The organism is Archangium sp. (assembly GCF_036389735.1).
Lineage (GTDB): Bacteria > Myxococcota > Myxococcia > Myxococcales > Myxococcaceae > Archangium.
Window position 1 is genome coordinate 1 of the sequence record NZ_DASVWK010000482.1, and the last position, 18284, is coordinate 18284.

The window sequence follows — 18284 nt, forward strand, 5'->3', positions numbered from 1 at the left end:
GAAGCAGTTCCCCCGGGTGAAGCTCGTCCACGTGCCGCGCGAGAAGAACAAGGCGGCCGACGAGATGAGCAACCGGGCCATCGACGAGCGGATGTAGCTCCCCATGCGTCCTGGAGTGACCTCGGGCCCGTGCCTGTTGTATGAGGCATGGGCCGGAGTGGTCTGGGTGAACGCTGGTCACCGCAGGGTCGGGTGACGGGAGGAAAGTCCGAGCTCCATAGGGCAGGGTGCTGGTTAACGACCAGTCGAGGCGACTCGCAGGAAAGTGCCACAGAAAATAAACCGCCGGTTCCGCGAGGGGCCGGTAAGGGTGAAACGGTGCGGTAAGAGCGCACCGCGCCCGAGGTGACTCGGGCGGCACGGCAAACCCCACCTGGAGCAAGAGCCAATAGGAGCGCGTCCTCGAAAGGGGACAGGGGTTGCCCGCCCCATGCGCTCGGGTTGCTCGCTGATGAGGCCCCTGGGCAACCAGGGCCCTAGATGAATGTTCGCTACCCACCCCGAAAGGGGTGGTGACAAAACTCGGCTTACAGGGCCACTCCGGTTTTTTTCTCTCCCCTGGGCCTACTGCTGCTCCACCGGCACCTGCACCAGCAGGATGCGGCTGCGCCCGTCGTTGCGCACCACCTCCGGGTTCTTCAGCTGGAGGCGCGCGTCGGTCTTCGGATCCCAGAAGCCCACCCACAGGTTGAGGGCTCGGGCGGGAGCACCGGCCGGCAGGCCGATGTTGAACTCGTCCTTCACCGTCTCGCCCACCTTCCACTGCGTGGTGGGGTAGAGGCCGCCGGCCGGCTTGTGGTCGGCGTTGAGGCGCTCCATGCGGCCCTCGGCGTCCTCGATGTGGACGAAGACCATGTAGTCCTCCTCCAGGGGCTTGAGCACCTTGAAGTAGGCGGTGACGCGGGCGAGCTCGCCGGGGGCGATGCGGCCCGGCTGCACGGTGGCCCCCACCAGTTCCACCTTGTCCTCGAAGTTGGCGCCGTTGCGCACCTGGAGCGTCGGCACCTGGGCCACCACGGCCTGGCGCCGCTCGTTGGGGCTGGAGCCTCCGGGCGCCTCGACGATGCAGGCGCAGAGGAGGGAGGCGGAAGCGAGGAGGGAGAGGAGCGTGGGACGGCACATGGCGCCCCTGGTTCTACCGACTTCCCGGCACGGCATCCACCCGCCCGTGCCGCCCTGCTCCCTCGCCTCGTGTGATGGGTTCCCGGCACGGCTCGAAGTTGGGTAGGACTCGCGGAGCATCTTGAGGTATGCGGTGCGCGCCATGACGACGCCCACCGCCCTCCCCTTCGTCCTCGCGCAGGCGCCCTCGCCACAGCCCACGCTTCCGCCCCAGCAACCGACGCAGCCCGGGGTGCCGGAGACGGGCACGCCCCCGGTGGCTCCCGAGGCCGGCGGACCCTACGGAGAGGTGGTCGGCATCACCGCGGTGGTGCTGCTCGTGGCGCTGATGGCCCTGGCCGCGCGCAAGCTCTTCTTCAAGCGCCGCCCCGAGGTGCCCGGCAGGCCCACGCCGCCGACGGTGCCTCCCACGAAGGACAAGCCCGCGCTGCCCGCGGAACGGCCGGAGCTGCGCGTGGAGCTGCCGCCCAGCGAGGCGGAGCTCGCCCGGCTGCGCGAGGCGGAGGAGATTCACGCTCGCGCCGAGGCGCTCACCCGTCAGCGGGAGGAGACGGCCCGGGCCGCGAGGGCGGCCACGGACGCCGCCGAGCGCACCCGCCTGGAGGCCGAGGTCCGCGCCCTCAAGGAGCGCGAGGAGGAGGAGAAGCGCGCCGAGTACCGCGCGAGGAAGGCCGTCGACGACGAGGTGAAGGAGCGGCGCAAGCGCGAGCGCGAGGAGGCGGAGCGCCTCCTGGCCGAGCAGCGGGCCCGTGAGGTGGCGGCGGTCGAGGAGGCCCGGCGCGCGGAGGAGGCGGCGGCGCGCGCGAAGATCGAAGCGGAGGCCGGCCGGACGCTGGCCCAGGGCCTGGACAAGACGCGCAGCCAGGGCTTCATGGCGCGGCTCAACGGCCTCTTCGGCTCCAACCGCAAGGTGGACGAGTCCATCCTGGCGGAGATGGAGGAGATCCTCTTCACGGCGGACATCGGCGTGCGCACCGCGTCCAACCTGGTGGAGGTGGCGCGCGAGAAGCTCAAGCGCAACGAGCTGGGCGACGCGGACCGGATGAAGGCGATGATCCGCGAGGAGGTGGCGCGCATCGTGGACCTGCCGGTGCCGCGCTCGCTGGAGGGCGGAGGCCCGCCGCACGTGGTGATGGTGGTGGGCGTCAACGGGGCGGGCAAGACGACGACGATTGGCAAGCTGGCGGCGAAGCTGACGGGCCAGGGCAAGAAGGTGGTGCTGGCCGCGGGCGACACCTTCCGCGCCGCCGCCACCGAGCAGCTCGACGTGTGGGCGGACCGCGCGAAGGCGGAGCTGGTGAAGGGGCCGGAGGGCTCCGATCCCAGCTCGGTCATCTTCGACGCCGTGAAGCGGGCGAAGGAGATTGGCGCCGACGTGGTCATCGCGGACACGGCGGGCCGGCTCCACACCAAGGTGAACCTGATGGACGAGCTGAAGAAGGTGCGGCGCGTCATCGACAAGGCACTGCCCGGGGCTCCCCACGAGGTGCTGCTGGTGCTGGACTCCACCAACGGTCAGAACGCCATCCAGCAGGCCAAGCAGTTCCACGAGGCGGTGGGCATCACCGACATCGCGCTGACGAAGCTGGATGGCACGGCCAAGGGCGGCGTCATCATCGGCATCTGCGACGAGCTGAAGATTCCGGTGGCCTGGGTGGGCGTCGGCGAGAAGGTCGCCGACCTGCGCCACTTCGAGCCCCGGGAGTTCGTCAAGGCGCTGTTCGACTAGGGCCTACTCCTTCAGCAGGCCCGGCAGCAGCTCCTCCATGAGCTTGAGCGTCTCCGGGTCGAGCTCCTGCCCATTCAGCCCGGCGCCCAGCATGGCGCCCATGTTGGGCTTGCCGAGGTCCTCGTCTCCGTAGGCCTCCTTCCACCAGCGCACGCGCAGGCGCTCGAGCGCTCCGGAATGCGAGGGGCTCGCCTTGGCCAGCTCGCGGGTGAAGCAGTCGCCGCACGTCCAGCGGAAGCGGTACGCGTCCACGTAGGCGCGCAGGGCCTTGAAGAAGGCCTCGTCACCGACGAGCTTGCGCGAGGCATGGTGCAGCAGCGGCGCCTTGCCGTACACCAGCGCGGCATACTGCATCGAGTCATCGAAGCCGGTGGTGGGCCGGTCCGCCGGGCCGTCCTTGCCCCCCGAGAGCCGCATCAGGTGGTAGGCCGAGACGAGCGTCTCCAGCCGCATCTTCTCCGCCACGGCACGCCCGTGCTTCCACTCCATGTAGAGCAGCGCCGTGTACTGGGCGAGCGACTCGTCCACCACGGGCATGTTGATGGGGTCGGAGCCCACCAGCCCCGCGAAGTACTGGTGCGCCACCTCATGGGCCACGGTGAACTCGAGCGTGCGCTCCAGCGTCTTGCCGAGCTGCGCGAGCGGCGCCGCATCCCCGCCCATGGCCTGGAGGAGCTGCGACATCTGCTCCATGCCCTGGAGGCCCTCGAGGGCGCTGTTGGGGTTGGCCGCCCCTCGGTAGAGCGACGTGCCCACGGTGATGAGGCCGGGGAACTCCATGCCTCCGGCTCCGCCCGACAGGGGGGCCTCCACGATGCGGAAGTACTTGAATGGCAGGGGGCCCAGGCGCCGCTCCAGCTCCGAGAGCGCATCGCTGGCGTACTTCAACACGCGCTTGCCCACCTCGGCGTCGCGGGCGGAGAAGTGGCTCTCCACGGTGACGCCATTCACCGTGGCGGTGGCGCTCTCGTAGCCCCTCGAGGCGAACACGGGGAAGTCCCGCACGGCGCCCGCGGCGAAGCTGAAGCGGATGCGCCCATCCTTCTGGGGCACCTCGCCCAGCGGGACGCCCGTGGTGTGCACCTTCCAGCCCGAGGGGACGATGACATTGGCGAGCACGTTCGAGGGCTCGTACAGCGCCAGGTCCCCCACCCCCGAGGGCCCGGCCCAGGGGTTGCCGCTCGCGTCGAGCGGAGGCACCAGGGGCACCACGCCCACGAGGCTCATGAAGTTGTCCATGGCGGCGAAGGCGCCGTAGTCCCCTCCCCCACCCGAGCTTCCGAGCGATCCCAGCAGCGAGGTGGAGCCCGGCGCCGCCTTGGGCACGCGTGCCTCCAGGGCGAGCTCCACCACCACGGAGCCACCCGGGGCGACGGGGCTGTCCAGCGGCACGCGGTAGACGCTGTCCTCGGGACGCTGAAGCTTCGCGGGCTGCCCGTTCACCTTCACGTCCGAGAGTCCCACGGGCGAGGCGAAGGCGTTGGGGGTGACGCGCAGGTGGACAGCCTCCAGCGGGCGGTTGCGCACGAACAACTCCACCCGCAGACGACCCTTCACCAGCCGGGCCTTGGGGTCCACCTCGAGCTGCACCTGGTAGCGGGGCAGGTCCTCCAGGGGCCCGAGCGCCTGCGCGGCCCGTGCGCGCTCCTCGGACTTGAGGTGCTGGAGGGAGAACTGCACCTCGGGGGGGACGGAATCCCCGGCGGGAGCAATCCCTGGCACGAGCAGCAGTGCCAGCAGCGGCCAGCGACGCGAAGGGAAGGGCATGGAGGTATGTTACCGACGATGACCCTCCGAAAGCTCGCCCTGGCGGTCGTGGCCGCCACGTCCCTGTCCTGTGTGAAGCAGGTGCCCCCCCCCGCGCCGATGGGCCCGCCCCGCCCCTATCCGCTGTTGAAGGAGACGGAGGAGCGGGAGACCGCCTCTCTCATGGAAACGCGCGAGGACGTGGAGGTGGACACGCGCGACTTCGAGCGGACGCCTCGGGTGGTGACAACGGGCGAGACGCCACTGGTGCGCCTGTCCGGAGCGCGGGCGATGCTCTACGGCGATGCCGAGGGCAAGCAGGGCTTCGACGTGGACAACTTCATCCTGCTCGAGGTGCTGGATGGCTCGGGGCGGGTGATCAACCGGGGAGCCGTGGGCTTCACGGACAACGTGCTGATGGGCCGCGAGGTGGTGGACAGCGTGGGCCCGCGCGCCTTCCACTTCGAGCCGGGACAGGTGGACCTGACCTCCATGCTGCCGGAGAACGAGCCCTTCCGCGTCCGCGCGACGGCGTTGGACTACTCGGGCGTAGGCCGGGTGACGGACGTCTTCCTGGTGCTCGAGCCCAGGGGCTCGAATCAGGAAGACGACCTCCGGGGCCAGTGAGGCCCGCGACCTCTAGAACCGGATGGCCCCGGAGGCGGTGGAGGGCCGGTTGATGACGACGTCGCAGCGACCGCCGCAGACGTCGAGGTCCGGATCCAGGGGCTTGGGCTGGGTGGCCACCATGGTGCCGACGACACCCGCGGTGACGACGGCGCCCACGCCGGCCCAGAAGTACCAGCGCTTGGTGAGCGGGGAGCTGGCGGAGACTTCCGGCACGTTCTGGGTGAGCGGCGAGGGAGTCTCGGTGGTGCTCGGCGTGAGCACTGGCGTGCGGGGCTTGTCGGACTGGGCGACGGCCTCCGGGCGCAGGTTGACGTCGACGGTGTACTCCTTGCCGGTGCGCACGGTGATGCGCTGCGTCTCGGCGCGGAAGCCGTCGAGCTTGACGACGATCTCATGGGAGCCGGCCGCGAGCATGACGCTCTCGATCGGGGCGGTCCCCTTGTCCTCGCCGTCGATGATGACGCGGGCGCCGGCGACGTCGGCCCTCACGGTGACGAAGGCCGCCACGGCCTCGAGCAGCACGTTCAGCTCGGTGAGCTCGCCCTCCTTGGCGGTGACACGTCGGGAAAAGTCGCGATAGCCGGCCCGGCGCACGGCGACGGTGTGCTCCCCGGGAGTCACCTCGATGGCGCTCTTGGGGACAGCTCCCAGCTCCTTGTCATCGAGGAACAGGCGCGCCCCACGGCTGCCGACCCCCAGCTTCACGAGCAGCTCGGTCTTCTTGACGACGACGAGGGGGGCGATCAGGTCATCCCCCTCGGAAGGCTCGAGCTCGGGCTCGGCGACCACGGCCGGAGCCTGCTTGGAGGCGGGGGACTGCTTGGAGCCCGTGCCCTTCCGGGTGCCCTTGGCGGTCTTGGTCCTCGGAGGCCGGCGCTTGCCACCCTTGCCCTTGGAGGGCCCGGACGGGGTCAGGGGGGCGATGAGGTCGTCATCCTGCGCGAAGGCAGAAGAAGGCGCGGCGAGACAGAGGACCAACGCGATCAGGAGGGCGCGGCACTGGAACATGGCGGGGTAAAGGTTAGAGAGTCGCGGGAGACGGGTCAAACAGGAGCCCACCCGGGAGGCGGATTGGGGGAAGATCACCCCCCAATGTCCCGAAAAATCCCCTGGATCGCAGCAGGCGGCCTCGCCGCCACCCTGATGGCCTGTCCTACCCGGACCCCTCCCCGCCCCGATGACTCCCCCCGTCCGATGCGAATCCCCCCGGGGTGCGAGTTGAACCAGGCCGGGGAGTACCACCACGAGGAGAACCCGGCGTTCCTCTACCGAGGGGAGGACGACGGCGGCACCTTGACATTGGCGGTCATGCGCGCTCGGGAGGGTGCGGAGGCCCAGTCGGACGGAGGAACGGTCAGCATCGTGCTGAACCGGACGCCGGACGGCTTCGTGGGCGAGACGCGGGCCACGACGTTCGCAGGGGCGGGCACGGCCTGTCCGGTGCGCTTCCCCACCCAGGCGACGACCTGTGACGAGAAGGGGCTGACCCTGCGCTCGGTGGCCACGATGGCGATCGACGAGAACTGCCGTCCGGCGCCGAGCGGTCCGAAGACCGCGTGGAAGGAGCAACGGCTGGTGAGAGGCGTCCCGGACGCGGGCACGCCCTGAACGCGAAACCCCGTCCCTCTCCAGGAGAGGAACGGGGTTCGGATCAACCCAGACCGCCGTCCGACTACGCCGCGCGGCGGGTCTGCTCCTCGGAGAGCTTCACGGGAGCGGGAGCGGCCTCGCTGATCTTCAGGCGGCCCTGGAGCAGGCTGGACACGCCCACGTACAGGAAGCCCACCAGGAAGAGCAGGATGAAGGGCACCGAGGTGTAGATGGCCTTGTCGATGGCGAACCAGAGCGCGCCGGTGAAGTAGGCGGCGAAGGAGAGCTCGATGACGGGCATCAGCGTCTTGTCGCCGCGGTAGCTCTTCTTCACGGCGACGACCTTCTTGCCCTCGGCGCCGGTCTTCGGGGTGCGGGTGAAGCCGGACTGCTGGCCCAGGAGGGCCTCGAGCACGGCGCGGGCGTTGTTGATGGCCAGGCCGATGCCCAGACTCATCAGGAAGGGCAGGTACTTGAAGCGGGCCCAGCCCTTGGCGCCCTGCTCACGCTGGGCGGAGACGTAGAAGACCGCGACGCTGGCGGTGGCGGTGATGAAGAAGGGCAGGTCCAGGAAGAGCGTGCCGTAGAGGCCGTGCTGGAAGCGCACCACCATGGACAGCGGCATCAGCACGCTGAGCAGCACCATCAACAGGTAGGCCATGTTGTTGGTGAGGTGGAAGAAGGCCTCGCGCTTGACGGCGAAGGGCAGGTCGCTCTTGAGGATCATCGGCAGCAGCTTGCGCGCCGTCTGGATGGAGCCCTTGGCCCAGCGGTGCTGCTGGCTCTTGAAGGCGTTCATCTCCACGGGGACCTCGGCCGGGGAGACGACCTCGGGCAGGAAGATGAACTGCCAGCCCTTCACCTGGGCGCGGTAGCTCAAATCCAGGTCCTCGGTGAGCGTGTCGTGCTGCCAGCCGCCCGCGTCCGAGATGGTGACGCGGCGCCAGATGCCGGCCGTGCCGTTGAAGTTGAAGAAGCAGCCCGAGCGGTTGCGCGCGGTGTGCTCGATGATGAAGTGGCCGTCGAGGAAGATGCTCTGGGCCTGGGTGAGGATGGAGAACTCACGGTTGAGGTGGCCCCAGCGCACCTGCACCATGCCCACCTTGGGGTCCACGAAGAAGGGCACCGTGCGCAGCAGGAAGTCCGGCGTGGGCACGAAGTCCGCGTCGAACACCGCCACGTACTCGCCGCTGGCCGTCTTCAGGCCGTTCTCCAGCGCGCCCGCCTTGAAGCCCTGGCGGTTGGTGCGGTGGATGTAGACGATGTTGTGGCCCTGCTGCCGGTGGCGCTCCACGCACGCACGCGCGATGCCGCACGTCTCGTCCGTGGAGTCGTCCAGCACCTGGATCTCCAACAGCTCGCGCGGGTAGTCGATGCGGCACACCGACTCCACCAGCCGCTCGACCACGTACATCTCATTGAAGATGGGCAGCTGGATGGTGACCGGCGGAAGCGCCGGCAGCACGCCCTTGGGCGTGGGAAGCTTGAACTTGTGGCGATAGTACAGATACGCCATCCGGTACCGGTGCGATCCGTAGACCGCAAGTACACAGAGGACGCTGAAGTACACGCCCAAGAAGAGGATCTCGACGGTGGTCATCTGACCTGCCCCTGCCGCGGGTGAAGTCGCCGCGGTCCTTACCCTGCACGGCGGAGAAGAAATATCGACTCCACCGACCGCCGCACCCGGTCCAGAGGAGCCCCCCGCCTTCGTATCTGCCCGGAATGACAAGGGTTTGTCTTTCCCGGACCGTAACGAGCGCGGACAATAGGGATGCGTCCCCTGACTGTCAAATGCTTCCCCGTCTTACCGCGTCAGCTCGCCGCGCGGTGCGGGACGGTGGGCACCACGATGGGGGCCTCGGCCACGTCCACTTCGTCTCGGGTGGCGAGCGTGAGGAGGCACTCCACCAGCGCGGGGAAGTCGAGTCCCTTTTGAGCCGCAATCTTTGGCAGGAGACTGACGGGGGTGAGGCCCGGGAGGGTGTTCACCTCGAGGATGACGTCGTTGTCCTCATCGGAGCAGATGAGATCCACCCGGCCGTAGCCGCGGCAGCCCAGGGCGCGCCAGGCGGCGAGCGCCAGGGACTCCACGTTGGTCAGGCGCGTGGGGGACAGGCGCGCGGGGAGGAAGTAGCGCGAGCCGCCCTTGTATTTGGCGTCGTAATCGAAGCCCTCGCGCGGGGTGGCGATCTCACAGGTGCCGAGCACCTCCTCGCCGAGGATGCCCACCGTCACCTCGCGGCCGCGTGCCAGGCGCTCCACGAGGGCCTCGCCACCGAAGCGGCAGGCCTGGACGACGGCGGGGACGAGCGCCTCGGGCTCGCGCACCACGGACAGGCCCACGGACGAGCCGCCGCACGCGGGCTTCACCACGCAGGGAAAGCCCAGGTCGCCGTGGAGTTCCAGCGCGCGGGAGCTGTCGGCGCGGCCCACGCGGTAGCCCTGGGGCGTGGGGAGGTTGTGGAGGCGGAAGAGCTTCTTGGCCATGGGCTTGTTCATGGCGAGCGCGGAGGCGAGCACACCCGAGCCCGTGTAGGGCAGCCCCATCAGCTCCAGCAGGCCCTGCACCTTGCCATCCTCGCCCATGCGGCCGTGGAGGGCGAGGAAGGCCACGTCGAGCTCGGCCGAGCGCAGCGCGCGGTCCAACCCGGGGCCGGCGAAGATACGGCTCACCGTGTGGCCCTTGGACTCGAGGGCGGCGACCACGGCCTCCCCGGTCTTCAAAGAGATTTCCCGCTCCTCACCCCAACCACCCATCAGAACACCGACGCGCTTGCCCATGACCTTGGATTCCTCCTTGTCAGGGGGCTAGAGCACGCGGGATGCCAGCGCCGCTGCGGGGCGCCGCCCACGCTACAGGCCCGGATTTCCAGCACATCGGGACGCGGAGCGCGAAGACCTACACAGGGCGAGCGTGTCCAGCGAACCACGCCGTGTCCCTCGGACCTCGCCTGTTCACCCGAACCAACGTCCCGAGGTGGGGGCGAAGACGCGGAGCCGCTCCCGCAGGACCTCGGGAGCGCGCGCCTGGATGACGGCGTGTACCTCGTCGGGGCTGAAGGCCTGGCTGAAGTGCATCAACACGAGAGCCTCGTTCTGAAAACGCTCCGCCCGGGCGAAGATCTCCTCGAGGTGGATGTGCGAGCGCTCCTGCGCGTCCTGCACCGTGCGCTTCGCGTCGATGAACGTGCACTCGAGGATCAGCACCCGGCTGTCGAACAACGAGGGCTCGGTCTCCAGCACGCGCGAGAGCGTATCGGTGGCATAGGCCAGCTCGAGCCGCTCCACCTCGTCGAAGAGGGGCTCACCGGCCCTGCGCCTCCGGCCGATCTCCTCGGGGGGCAGCGCCTGATACTCGGGCTTGAGCTTCGAGACGCGGCGAAGGAACTGGAAGCCAAGGGAGGGCACCGTGTGGTGCGTGCGGAAGGCGCGCACCCACAGCCCATGGCCGAGGTGCTGCGTGTCCCCCGGGCGCATGGGGACGGTCTCGATGTCCGTGTCGGTGCGGTGCAGCCGCCCCTGGACGGCGAGGGCCTCGCGCACGGGGGCTTCGATTTCCGCGGGCAGGAACACCTGGGGAGGCGCCTTGCCGATGAGGGTCCGGATGCCGAGCAGCGACCCGAGGGCGCTGGCGTGGTCGGAGTGGCCATGGCTCAAGAAGATGCGATCCGTCCCGGCGAAGGAGCGGATGGGCACCCCCGCGTCGAGCACCACGCCGAGCTCCGGCACCTGAAGCGACGTGTACACGCCGCCGACCGAAACGCCTCGAACCGTATAGGGCCCCGCGCTGACCTCGGTGAGCATGCGGAGAGGCTACTGGATGGGGACGGGCTGTCACGCCCCGAGCGACACATCTGACAGCTTGTCGCTGCCGCGAGGTACGGAACGCCGCGGGCAACCGACGCGCATGACGTACTCGCTGCGATAGCGAGGCGCCCCGTCTCAGGAGGGCTTCGCCGCGCCCTTGCTCCCGGGCCACACGGAGCGGAGCGTGGCCGCGAGCTCCTGGAGCGCATCGGCGCGGGGGTAGCCCGGGCGCCACACCAGGGCGAGGGTGCGGACCGGGACCGGGGGCGCGAAGGGACGCACCACGAGCTGGCCAAAACGATTCTCCAGGGGCACCGCGAGCGCGGGCAGCAGGGTGACGCCGTCTCCGGACAGCACCATCTGCGCCAGGGTGGTGAGGCTGGTGGCGCGGAAGTCCACCTCGCGCGCCCCGCCCCGCGTGCACAGGGAGAGCGCCTGCCGCCGGAAGCAGTGGCCGTCCTCCAGCAGGAGCACGTTCTCCTCGTCCAGCTCCCCGAGCTGCACCTGCTTCTTCTTCACGAGCGGATGCCCGGGAGGCGCGGCGACGACGAATGCGTCCTCCGCGATGACGGCGTGCTCCACGTCCCCGAGCTCCGCCTCGAGCGCCAGCAGGGCCACGTCCAGCCGTCCCTCCACCAGGGAACGGACGAGCACCTCCGTCTTCTCCTCGCGCAGCCGCAAGCGCAGCCGGGGGTACTTCTTCACCAGCGCGGGCACCACCTCGGGCAGCACGTAGGGCGCGATGGTGGGGATGACGCCCAGCTGGAGTTCTCCCGCGAACGGGTCGGACAACCGGGATGCCGCGGAGAGGATGTCCCCGGCCTCGGTGAGCACCCGGCGCGCCCGGGCCACCAGATCCTCCCCCGCTGGCGTCAGCATCACCCGGCGCTTGTCGCGCTCGAAGAGCTTCACCCCGAGCACCTCCTCGAGGTGTTGAATCTGTGCGCTCAAAGCGGGCTGGGAGACGTGGCAACGCTCGGCCGCCCGGCGGAAACCGAGCAGGTCGGCGACGGCCACCAGATATTCGAGCTGTCGGAGGGAGATGTCGTTGAGCGAGGGCATGGGACTCGGCGACAACTGATAGGTCCACCCTATCAATCCCATCGGAACGATGTCTTGGGCAACTCAGTGCCCTTTCTCTAGTTTTAGTGGTGTCACAAACGCTCCCACGTCACTGCAGGAGAGATTTCCCGTGTCCAACCGTCCCCAACTGACCACCGAGGCTGGAGCCCCCGTCGCCGACAACCAGCACTCCCAGACCGCCGGCGCCACGGGCCCGGTGCTGCTCCAGGACCACCACCTCCTCGAGAAGCTCGCCCGCTTCAACCGCGAGCGCATCCCGGAGCGCGTGGTGCACGCGGTGGGCTCGGGCGCCTACGGCTCTTTCGAGGTCACCAACCCGGACATCGCGCGCTACACGCGCATGAAGGTCTTCAGCCACCCGGGCAAGCGCACCGAGGTCTTCCTGCGCTTCTCCACCGTGGCCGGCTCCAAGGGCGCGCCCGACACGGCGCGCGACCCTCGCGGCTTCGCGGTCCGCTTCTACACCGAGGACGGCAACTGGGACGTGGTGGGCAACAACACGCCCGTCTTCTTCCTGCGCGATGGCATCAAGTTCCCGGACTTCATCCACTCGCAGAAGTACGACCCGTTCACCAACTGCCAGGAGCCCGACAACCAGTGGGACTTCTTCTCGTACTCGCCCGAGGCCACGCACCAGTTCACCTGGCTCTTCGGTGACCGCGGCATCCCCGCGACGCTGCGGCACATGGACGGCTTCGGCTCGCACACCTTCCAGTGGGTGAACGCGAAGGGCGAGCGCTTCTGGGTGAAGTTCCACTTCAAGACCAACCAGGGCATCAAGACGCTCACCTCCGACGAGGCCGCGGCCATTGGCGGCAAGGACCCGCAGCACCACCAGCGCGACCTCTACGCGGCCATCCACCGCGGCGAGTACCCCTCGTGGACGCTCAAGGTGCAGGTGATGCCCGAGGCCGACGCGGCCACCTACCGCTTCAACCCGTTCGACCTCACCAAGGTGTGGCCGCACAAGGACTACCCCCTCATGGAGGTGGGCCGGATGGTGCTGGACCGGGCGCCGGACAACTTCTTCGCCGACGTGGAGCAGGCGGCGCTCGACCCCGCCAACTTCGTGCCCGGCATCGGCCCCTCGCCGGACCGCATGCTTCAGGCGCGCCTCTTCGCCTACGGCGACGCGCAGCGCTACCGGCTCGGCATCAACCACACCCGGCTGCCGGTGAACTCGCCCAAGGGCGTGCGGGGCGGCGCGCGCAACTACGGCCGTGATGGCGCCATGGCCTTCGACGGCAACGGCGGGCGGAGCAGGAACTACGAGCCGAACAGCTACAACGGCCCCGCGCAGTCGAACGAAGCCCCGGGCGTTGGCGTCTCCGTCAACGGCTCCACGGGCACCTACGCCCCCGTGCGCCACGCCGAGGACAACGACTTCGTCCAGGCCGGCAACCTGTACCGGCTGATGAGCGAGCCGCAGCGCGAGCGCCTCGTGGCCAACATCGCGGGCAGCCTCGCACAGGTGAGCCGCGAGGACGTCATCACCCGCAGCATCGCCCACTTCCGCAACGCGGACGAGGAGTACGGCTCGCGCATCGCCGCGGCCGTCCACCAGCAGCGCCACTCGCGCTGAGTCCCCCGCTCCCCCACTCTCCTCCTCGAGGACCTCCCCATGAAGGCACGCACCCAGGATGAACAGGCGATGGACATGGACAGCGAAGTGATGGCCCTGGCGCGCACGGCGTTCCAGCACGCGAGGACGGGGGACACGGCTTCCCTGGCATGGCTCCTCGAGGCGGGACTGCCCGTCAACCTGTGCAACGAGAAGGGGGACACCCTCCTGATGCTCACGGCCTACCACGGGTACACGGAGACCACCCGCCTGCTGCTGGAGCACAAGGCCGACCCGGAGCGGCTCAACGACCGGGGGCAGACGCCCCTGGCCGGGGTGGCCTTCAAGGGGGACGTCCACGTCGCGCGGCTCCTGCTGGACCACGGAGCCCGCGTCGATGGCGCGGGGCCGGACGGGAAGACGGCCCTCCTGTTCGCGGCCATGTTCGACCGGCTGGACGTGCTGGAGCTGCTGCTCTCGCGCGGCGCCTCGCCGGAGCACAAGGATGCCGAGGGACGCACGGCGCTCGACTACGCCCGCGCCATGGGGGCCCGGCGCACCGGGGAGCGGCTCGCGGGCCAGCACTGACGCGATCCGGCGCCCGTGGCGTGTCAGCCACGTCACGGGCCCCTCCCTTTTTCACGTCCACGCAGGGACGGGTGTGCTTGGCTGCACCGCCTATGCTTGAGCGAGTGAGCAAGATCGCAATCATCGGGGCGGGCGCGGTGGGGGCCACCATCGCCTACGCCAGCATGATCCGGGGAGTGGCCAAGCAGATCGCCCTCTACGACGTCAACCGGGCCAAGGTGGATGCGGAGGTGCTGGACCTGAACCACGGGCTCCAGTTCGTCCCCATGGCCACGCTGGAGGGCTCGGACGACATCGGCGTGTGCGCGGGGGCGGACGTGGTGGTCATCACCGCCGGGGCCAAGCAGAAGCCCGGGCAGACGCGCATGGAGCTGGCGGGAGCGAACGTGGAGCTGTGCCGCACGCTCGTGCCCCAGCTCTTGAAGGTGGCCCCCAACGCGCTGCTGCTGGTGGTGACCAACCCGGTGGACGTCCTGACGTACGTGGTGCAGAAGCTGAGCGGGCTGCCGACCCGGCGGGTGTTCGGCAGCGGGACGGTGCTGGACTCCTCGCGCTTCCGCTTCCTGCTGGCGCGCCACCTGGATGTGGCGGTGCAGAACGTGCACGCCCTCATCGCGGGCGAGCACGGGGACTCGGAGCTCCCCCTGTGGAGCACGGCCACGGTGGGCGGAGTGCCGCTGCTCCAGTTGGCGTTGCCGGGGCGCGCACCGCTGACGGAAGAGGACCGTGCCCACATCTTCGACAACGTGCGCAACGCCGCCTACCACATCATCCGCGGCAAGGGCGCCACCAACTACGCCATCGGCCTGGCCACGGCGCAGATCCTCGAAGCGGTGCTGCACGACGAGCAGCGGGTGCTGCCCGTGAGCTCTCGTCTGGAGGGCTACCTGGGCATCCAGGACGTCTGCTTGAGCGTGCCGAGCATCGTCAACCGCATGGGCGTGGAGTCGGTGCTGGAGCTGCCCCTGAACGACACGGAGCGCGAGGGGCTGCGCCGCAGTGCGGATACCATCCGAAACACCATCCGCACCCTGGGGTTCTGACACGACTCAGCGTGGCTTGATGAACTTCATCGGTGGTGTAACCACGGCCCGCCATCAACTCGGCGACCTTCATGCCCGGCTGGACGCCCACGAAGTCGAGCAGCGCGGCCAGGTGGCGTCCGGCATCGAGGGCCCGATCGGCCTCGCTCCGGTCCGGGGCATCGACGATGGCCTGCGCGGCGGAGGCGGGGCTCGCGAGGGCAGGCGTGGAAGAGTCGGGCGGCGGCGTCTGGGACATGGGACGCCCACCATAGGCCGAAGAGGGTTCCCCTGGCCGCTCCCCTGTACGCTCCGAGCGGTGCGCGGAGTAGCCTGGGAGCGTGATGACCCGACGTGCCCCCCTCGCCTGGCTGTTTCCCCTCGTGCTCCTCACCACGCTCGCCTGTAGCGCGGAGCGCCCCGCCTCGCGAGGAGTGCCGATGTCCGGGTTCGAGGTCGTCCAGAGCTGGCCCCATGATCCCCACGCCTTCACCCAGGGTCTCGTCTACCGCGAGGGCCGGCTGTACGAGGGCACGGGCATGAATGGCGAATCGAGCATTCGCGAGGTGGACCTCCAGACAGGAGGCGTCCTGCACAGGCGCAACCTCGCTCCGGAGTACTTCGGGGAAGGAATCACCCTGCTCGGCGGCAAGCTCTATCAGCTCACCTGGCGCTCGCAGGTGGGCTTCATCTACGACGCCGCGACGTTCCAGCTGGCGGGGCAGTTCAGCTACACCGGCGAGGGCTGGGGGCTCACCGATGATGGGAAGTCACTCATCTTGAGCGATGGCACCAGCACGCTGCGCTTCCTGGACCCCACCACGTTCGCGGTGCGGCGTACCGTCAAGGTGACCGACAACGGCCGGGAGGTCGCCCGCCTCAACGAGCTGGAGTACGTGAACGGCGAGGTCTACGCGAACGTGTGGCAGACCGACCTCCTCGTCCGGATCGACCCCGCCACGGGACAGGTGAAGGGGTGGATCGACCTCAAGGGGCTCCTCCCCGAGGAGGAGAAGAGCGGAGACGAGGACGTGCTGAACGGGATTGCCCACGACGCGGCCAACGACCGGCTGTTCGTCACCGGGAAGCGCTGGCCGAAGTTGTTCCAGATTCGCGTCGTGCCCCGGTAGGTGCTCACGGCCCGATGAGGATGAGTTCCTCCTGCGGCGGGATGAGGTACTCCGCGCCCTTCTGAAGCCATCCGCCATCGTCATGGTGCGCGAGGAGTTCACCGCGATGCGCCGCGGTTTCGCCTCGGACAGGCGCGCCGCCACGCGCGCGTAGAGGTCAGTGCCCCGCTCCAGGGAGACCACTTCGTCGTGCAGGCCCACGTCCTGGAGCGCCTTGGCCTCTCCCGCTGGCGACAGCGCGACGGAGCGCACCGCCTCCTTCTGCTTCAGGAAGAGGAACGCGGCGGTGCCTCCCGCGTTCTCACAGCCGATGTGCGCGGCCAGTGGGTCGTTGTCGTTCTCCCGGCAGATGACGACCCAGGCGTCCACGTTGGCGCGGCGCATGGCCTCCGGCAGCAGCTTCTGGATGCGGGCCTTTCGGATGCGCGGCCACGCGGGCTGGGACGGGGGCTCGGCGGCGAGCACGGGGAACGCGGTGAACAGCAGCGGCGCGGAGAGCAGCGCACGACGCATCGGGATGCTCTTTTTCTTCAATGGACTTCGGTGCTCGCCTTCACGGGTGCGTTCTTCGCCATCCCGTTCAGGTAGTTCAGCGACATCTTCAACTGGTGGTCCGCCAGCTTCGCCGTCACATCCCAGTCCTTCACGCCCTCGGGGAGACCCTTCGGCTGCTTCGTCACCGAGGAGGGCTCGCTCGCCACCGTCGGCTCCGCCTTGAAGTGCCGGTCCAGGTCCTTCTCCCGCGGCTGATCCTTCTCGCCCTTCGCTCCCGGATTCTCCGGCACCCAGTAGTCCGGCGTGATGCCCTTCTCCTGGATGCTCCGCCCGCTCGGCGTGTAGTAGCGCGCGATCGTCAGCTTCAGCCCCGAGCCATCCTCCAGCTCGATGATCGTCTGCACGCTCCCCTTTCCGAACGTCTGCGTGCCCAGCACCGTCGCCCGTCCGTGGTCCTGGAGCGCCCCCGCCACGATCTCCGACGCCGACGCGCTCCCCGCGTTCACCAGCACCACCAGCGGGTACTCCGGCTCCGTGTCCCGGTCCTTGCTCCGCTCCTCGGTCACGTTCGCCCCCTTGCGCCCCCGGGTGCTCACGATGGGCAGGTTCCCCGGCAGCCACAGGTCACTCATCGCCACCGCCTGGCCCAGCAGCCCTCCCGGGTTGTTGCGCAGGTCCAACACCACGCCCCGCAGCGGCTTGCCGCCGTTGAGTCCGCGCAGCCGCTCCAGCTCCTTGCGCAGGTACAGCACCGTGCGGTCCTGGAAGTTCTTCACCTTCAGGTGCGCGATGCCTCCGTACAGCGCCCCCTCCACCGAGATGATGCGGATGTGGTCCCGGATGATGGCCAGCTCGCGCGGTGCGCTGAAACCCTCGCGCATGATGGTCAGCAGCACCCGCTTGCCCGCCGGGCCCCGCATTCGCTGGAGCACGTCCGACAGATCCCTCCCCCGCATGCTCTCGCCGTCGATGGCCACGAGCTCGTCTCCCGCCCGGATGCCCGCGCGCGCCGCCGGTGTGTCGTCGATGGGCGCCACCACCACGATGCCGTCACCCTTGCGCGCCACCTCGATGCCCAGTCCTCCGAACTCGCCGGAGGTGTCGATCTTCATCTCCTTGAAGACCTCGGGCGGCATGAAGACGGTGTGGGGATCCAACGTCTCCAGCATCCCCTGGATGGCGCCGTGCATCAGCCTCCGGCCTTCCACCGGCTCCACGTAGTTGTTCTCCACGTACGAGAGCACCCGGGCGAAGACCTCGAGTTGCTCATACGTCGAGGTGCGCGGGGTGGTGGAGGGCTCACGTTCATCGGCTCGCGCCGCGGGAGCCAGGAGCAGCAGGCCCGCGGCGAGTGCCGCGCGCCAGGAGTGCAGGGAGCGCATGAGTCCCTACTTTAGCACCCGGCCCATGCCCCGGTCCCCCTCCAGGCTGGAGGGAGCAACGAACCGCACCCGTTCCGACAGCAGCTTGCCTGGCCGGCTATCCCTGAAGCTCCAATCGTAGCAGGCTCCAGGAATGTTTAATCATTCTAACGCAGTGGCGCTGTGGCCTCGCCTTCTCGCTGTCGGTTTGCTGTCGAGTCTCGCCGTGGGTTGCATGCCGGAGGAGGTCGGGGCGGAGCCCGCCGGGTTTGGCGTGAACGAGCAGGCGCTCTCGGGTTGTCCCTCGTCGCGCGTGAAGAAGGCGGGACGGGTGGAGAACGGCGCCCTGCTCTGCGGCGACTGGCAGTGGATCAACGCCGGGCAGCGGCACTACTCGAAGATGATCGGCGTGCGCTC

Annotated in this window: 17 protein-coding genes and 1 other RNA gene; 10 read left to right on the plus strand and 8 right to left on the minus strand. The window is 69.1% G+C overall.

Features of this window, described 5'->3' with window-relative positions; translation table 11 throughout:
* Positions 1 to 97 (plus strand): reverse transcriptase-like protein (locus VF794_RS17090; RefSeq protein WP_331111727.1); only part of this gene is annotated, 97 nt, incomplete at its 5' end.
* 57 nt (positions 98 to 154) lie between these two features.
* An RNA gene (rnpB, locus tag VF794_RS17095) (RNase P RNA component class A) lies at positions 155 to 546 on the plus strand.
* An 18-nt stretch (positions 547 to 564) separates the two neighbouring features.
* Here the strand turns inward: rnpB and VF794_RS17100 are convergent.
* Entirely contained in the window at positions 565 to 1122 is a 558-nt protein-coding gene (locus VF794_RS17100) for a hypothetical protein (protein ID WP_331111697.1), read from the minus strand.
* Between the two features lie 142 nt (positions 1123 to 1264).
* On the opposite strand from VF794_RS17100, the gene ftsY reads away from it, so the two are divergent.
* Entirely contained in the window at positions 1265 to 2851 is a 1587-nt protein-coding gene (gene ftsY, locus VF794_RS17105; RefSeq protein WP_331111698.1) for a signal recognition particle-docking protein FtsY, read from the plus strand.
* A 3-nt stretch (positions 2852 to 2854) separates the two neighbouring features.
* Here the strand turns inward: ftsY and VF794_RS17110 are convergent, their stop codons facing one another.
* Positions 2855 to 4618, minus strand: coding sequence for a M1 family aminopeptidase (locus VF794_RS17110; protein ID WP_331111700.1), 1764 nt, complete (start codon positions 4616 to 4618; stop codon positions 2855 to 2857).
* A gap of 18 nt (positions 4619 to 4636) precedes the next feature.
* Between VF794_RS17110 and VF794_RS17115 the strand changes: the two genes are divergently transcribed.
* Positions 4637 to 5224: a hypothetical protein gene (locus VF794_RS17115; RefSeq protein ID WP_331111702.1), complete on the plus strand. Its 588-nt coding sequence runs from the start codon at positions 4637 to 4639 to the stop codon at positions 5222 to 5224.
* Positions 5225 to 5236: 12 nt separating this feature from the next.
* On the opposite strand, the gene VF794_RS17120 is transcribed toward VF794_RS17115, so the two are convergent.
* Positions 5237 to 6235 carry a PEGA domain-containing protein gene (locus VF794_RS17120; protein WP_331111704.1) on the minus strand — a complete coding sequence of 333 codons (999 nt, stop codon included), beginning with the start codon at positions 6233 to 6235 and terminating at the stop codon, positions 5237 to 5239.
* Between the two features lie 186 nt (positions 6236 to 6421).
* Here VF794_RS17120 and VF794_RS17125 point away from each other — a divergent pair, with 186 nt between their 5' ends.
* Positions 6422 to 6835 carry a hypothetical protein gene (locus tag VF794_RS17125; RefSeq protein ID WP_331111706.1) on the plus strand — a complete coding sequence of 138 codons (414 nt, stop codon included), beginning with the start codon at positions 6422 to 6424 and terminating at the stop codon, positions 6833 to 6835.
* Positions 6836 to 6899: 64 nt separating this feature from the next.
* On the opposite strand, the gene VF794_RS17130 is transcribed toward VF794_RS17125, so the two are convergent.
* The 4 genes from VF794_RS17130 to VF794_RS17145 all read right to left on the minus strand — a co-directional run bounded on the left by VF794_RS17130 (position 6900) and on the right by VF794_RS17145 (position 11689).
* Positions 6900 to 8417 carry a cellulose synthase family protein gene (locus tag VF794_RS17130; protein WP_331111707.1) on the minus strand — a complete coding sequence of 506 codons (1518 nt, stop codon included), beginning with the start codon at positions 8415 to 8417 and terminating at the stop codon, positions 6900 to 6902.
* A gap of 215 nt (positions 8418 to 8632) precedes the next feature.
* A complete protein-coding gene (locus VF794_RS17135) occupies positions 8633 to 9601 on the minus strand; it encodes a D-alanine--D-alanine ligase (protein WP_331111709.1) in 969 nt (322 codons plus the stop codon).
* A gap of 174 nt (positions 9602 to 9775) precedes the next feature.
* A complete protein-coding gene (locus VF794_RS17140) occupies positions 9776 to 10624 on the minus strand; it encodes an MBL fold metallo-hydrolase (RefSeq protein WP_331111711.1) in 849 nt (282 codons plus the stop codon).
* A gap of 138 nt (positions 10625 to 10762) precedes the next feature.
* Positions 10763 to 11689 carry a LysR substrate-binding domain-containing protein gene (locus tag VF794_RS17145; protein ID WP_331111713.1) on the minus strand — a complete coding sequence of 309 codons (927 nt, stop codon included), beginning with the start codon at positions 11687 to 11689 and terminating at the stop codon, positions 10763 to 10765.
* 130 nt (positions 11690 to 11819) lie between these two features.
* Between VF794_RS17145 and VF794_RS17150 the strand changes: the two genes are divergently transcribed.
* From VF794_RS17150 to VF794_RS17165, 4 genes are all read left to right on the plus strand, one after another.
* Positions 11820 to 13292, plus strand: a complete 1473-nt coding sequence (locus tag VF794_RS17150; protein WP_331111715.1) for a catalase — start codon at positions 11820 to 11822, stop codon at positions 13290 to 13292.
* 39 nt (positions 13293 to 13331) lie between these two features.
* The gene (locus tag VF794_RS17155) at positions 13332 to 13859 is read left to right on the plus strand and encodes an ankyrin repeat domain-containing protein (protein ID WP_331111717.1); all 528 of its coding nucleotides are present in this window, start codon (positions 13332 to 13334) and stop codon (positions 13857 to 13859) included.
* Between the two features lie 104 nt (positions 13860 to 13963).
* Positions 13964 to 14902, plus strand: coding sequence for an L-lactate dehydrogenase (locus VF794_RS17160; RefSeq protein WP_331111719.1), 939 nt, complete (start codon positions 13964 to 13966; stop codon positions 14900 to 14902).
* Between the two features lie 323 nt (positions 14903 to 15225).
* Positions 15226 to 16011: a glutaminyl-peptide cyclotransferase gene (locus VF794_RS17165; protein WP_331111721.1), complete on the plus strand. Its 786-nt coding sequence runs from the start codon at positions 15226 to 15228 to the stop codon at positions 16009 to 16011.
* Positions 16012 to 16541: 530 nt separating this feature from the next.
* On the opposite strand, the gene VF794_RS17170 is transcribed toward VF794_RS17165, so the two are convergent.
* Positions 16542 to 17888, minus strand: coding sequence for a S41 family peptidase (locus VF794_RS17170; protein ID WP_331111723.1), 1347 nt, complete (start codon positions 17886 to 17888; stop codon positions 16542 to 16544).
* 214 nt (positions 17889 to 18102) lie between these two features.
* Between VF794_RS17170 and VF794_RS17175 the strand changes: the two genes are divergently transcribed.
* A partial coding sequence (locus tag VF794_RS17175; protein WP_331111725.1) for a hypothetical protein occupies positions 18103 to 18284 on the plus strand: 182 nt, incomplete at its 3' end.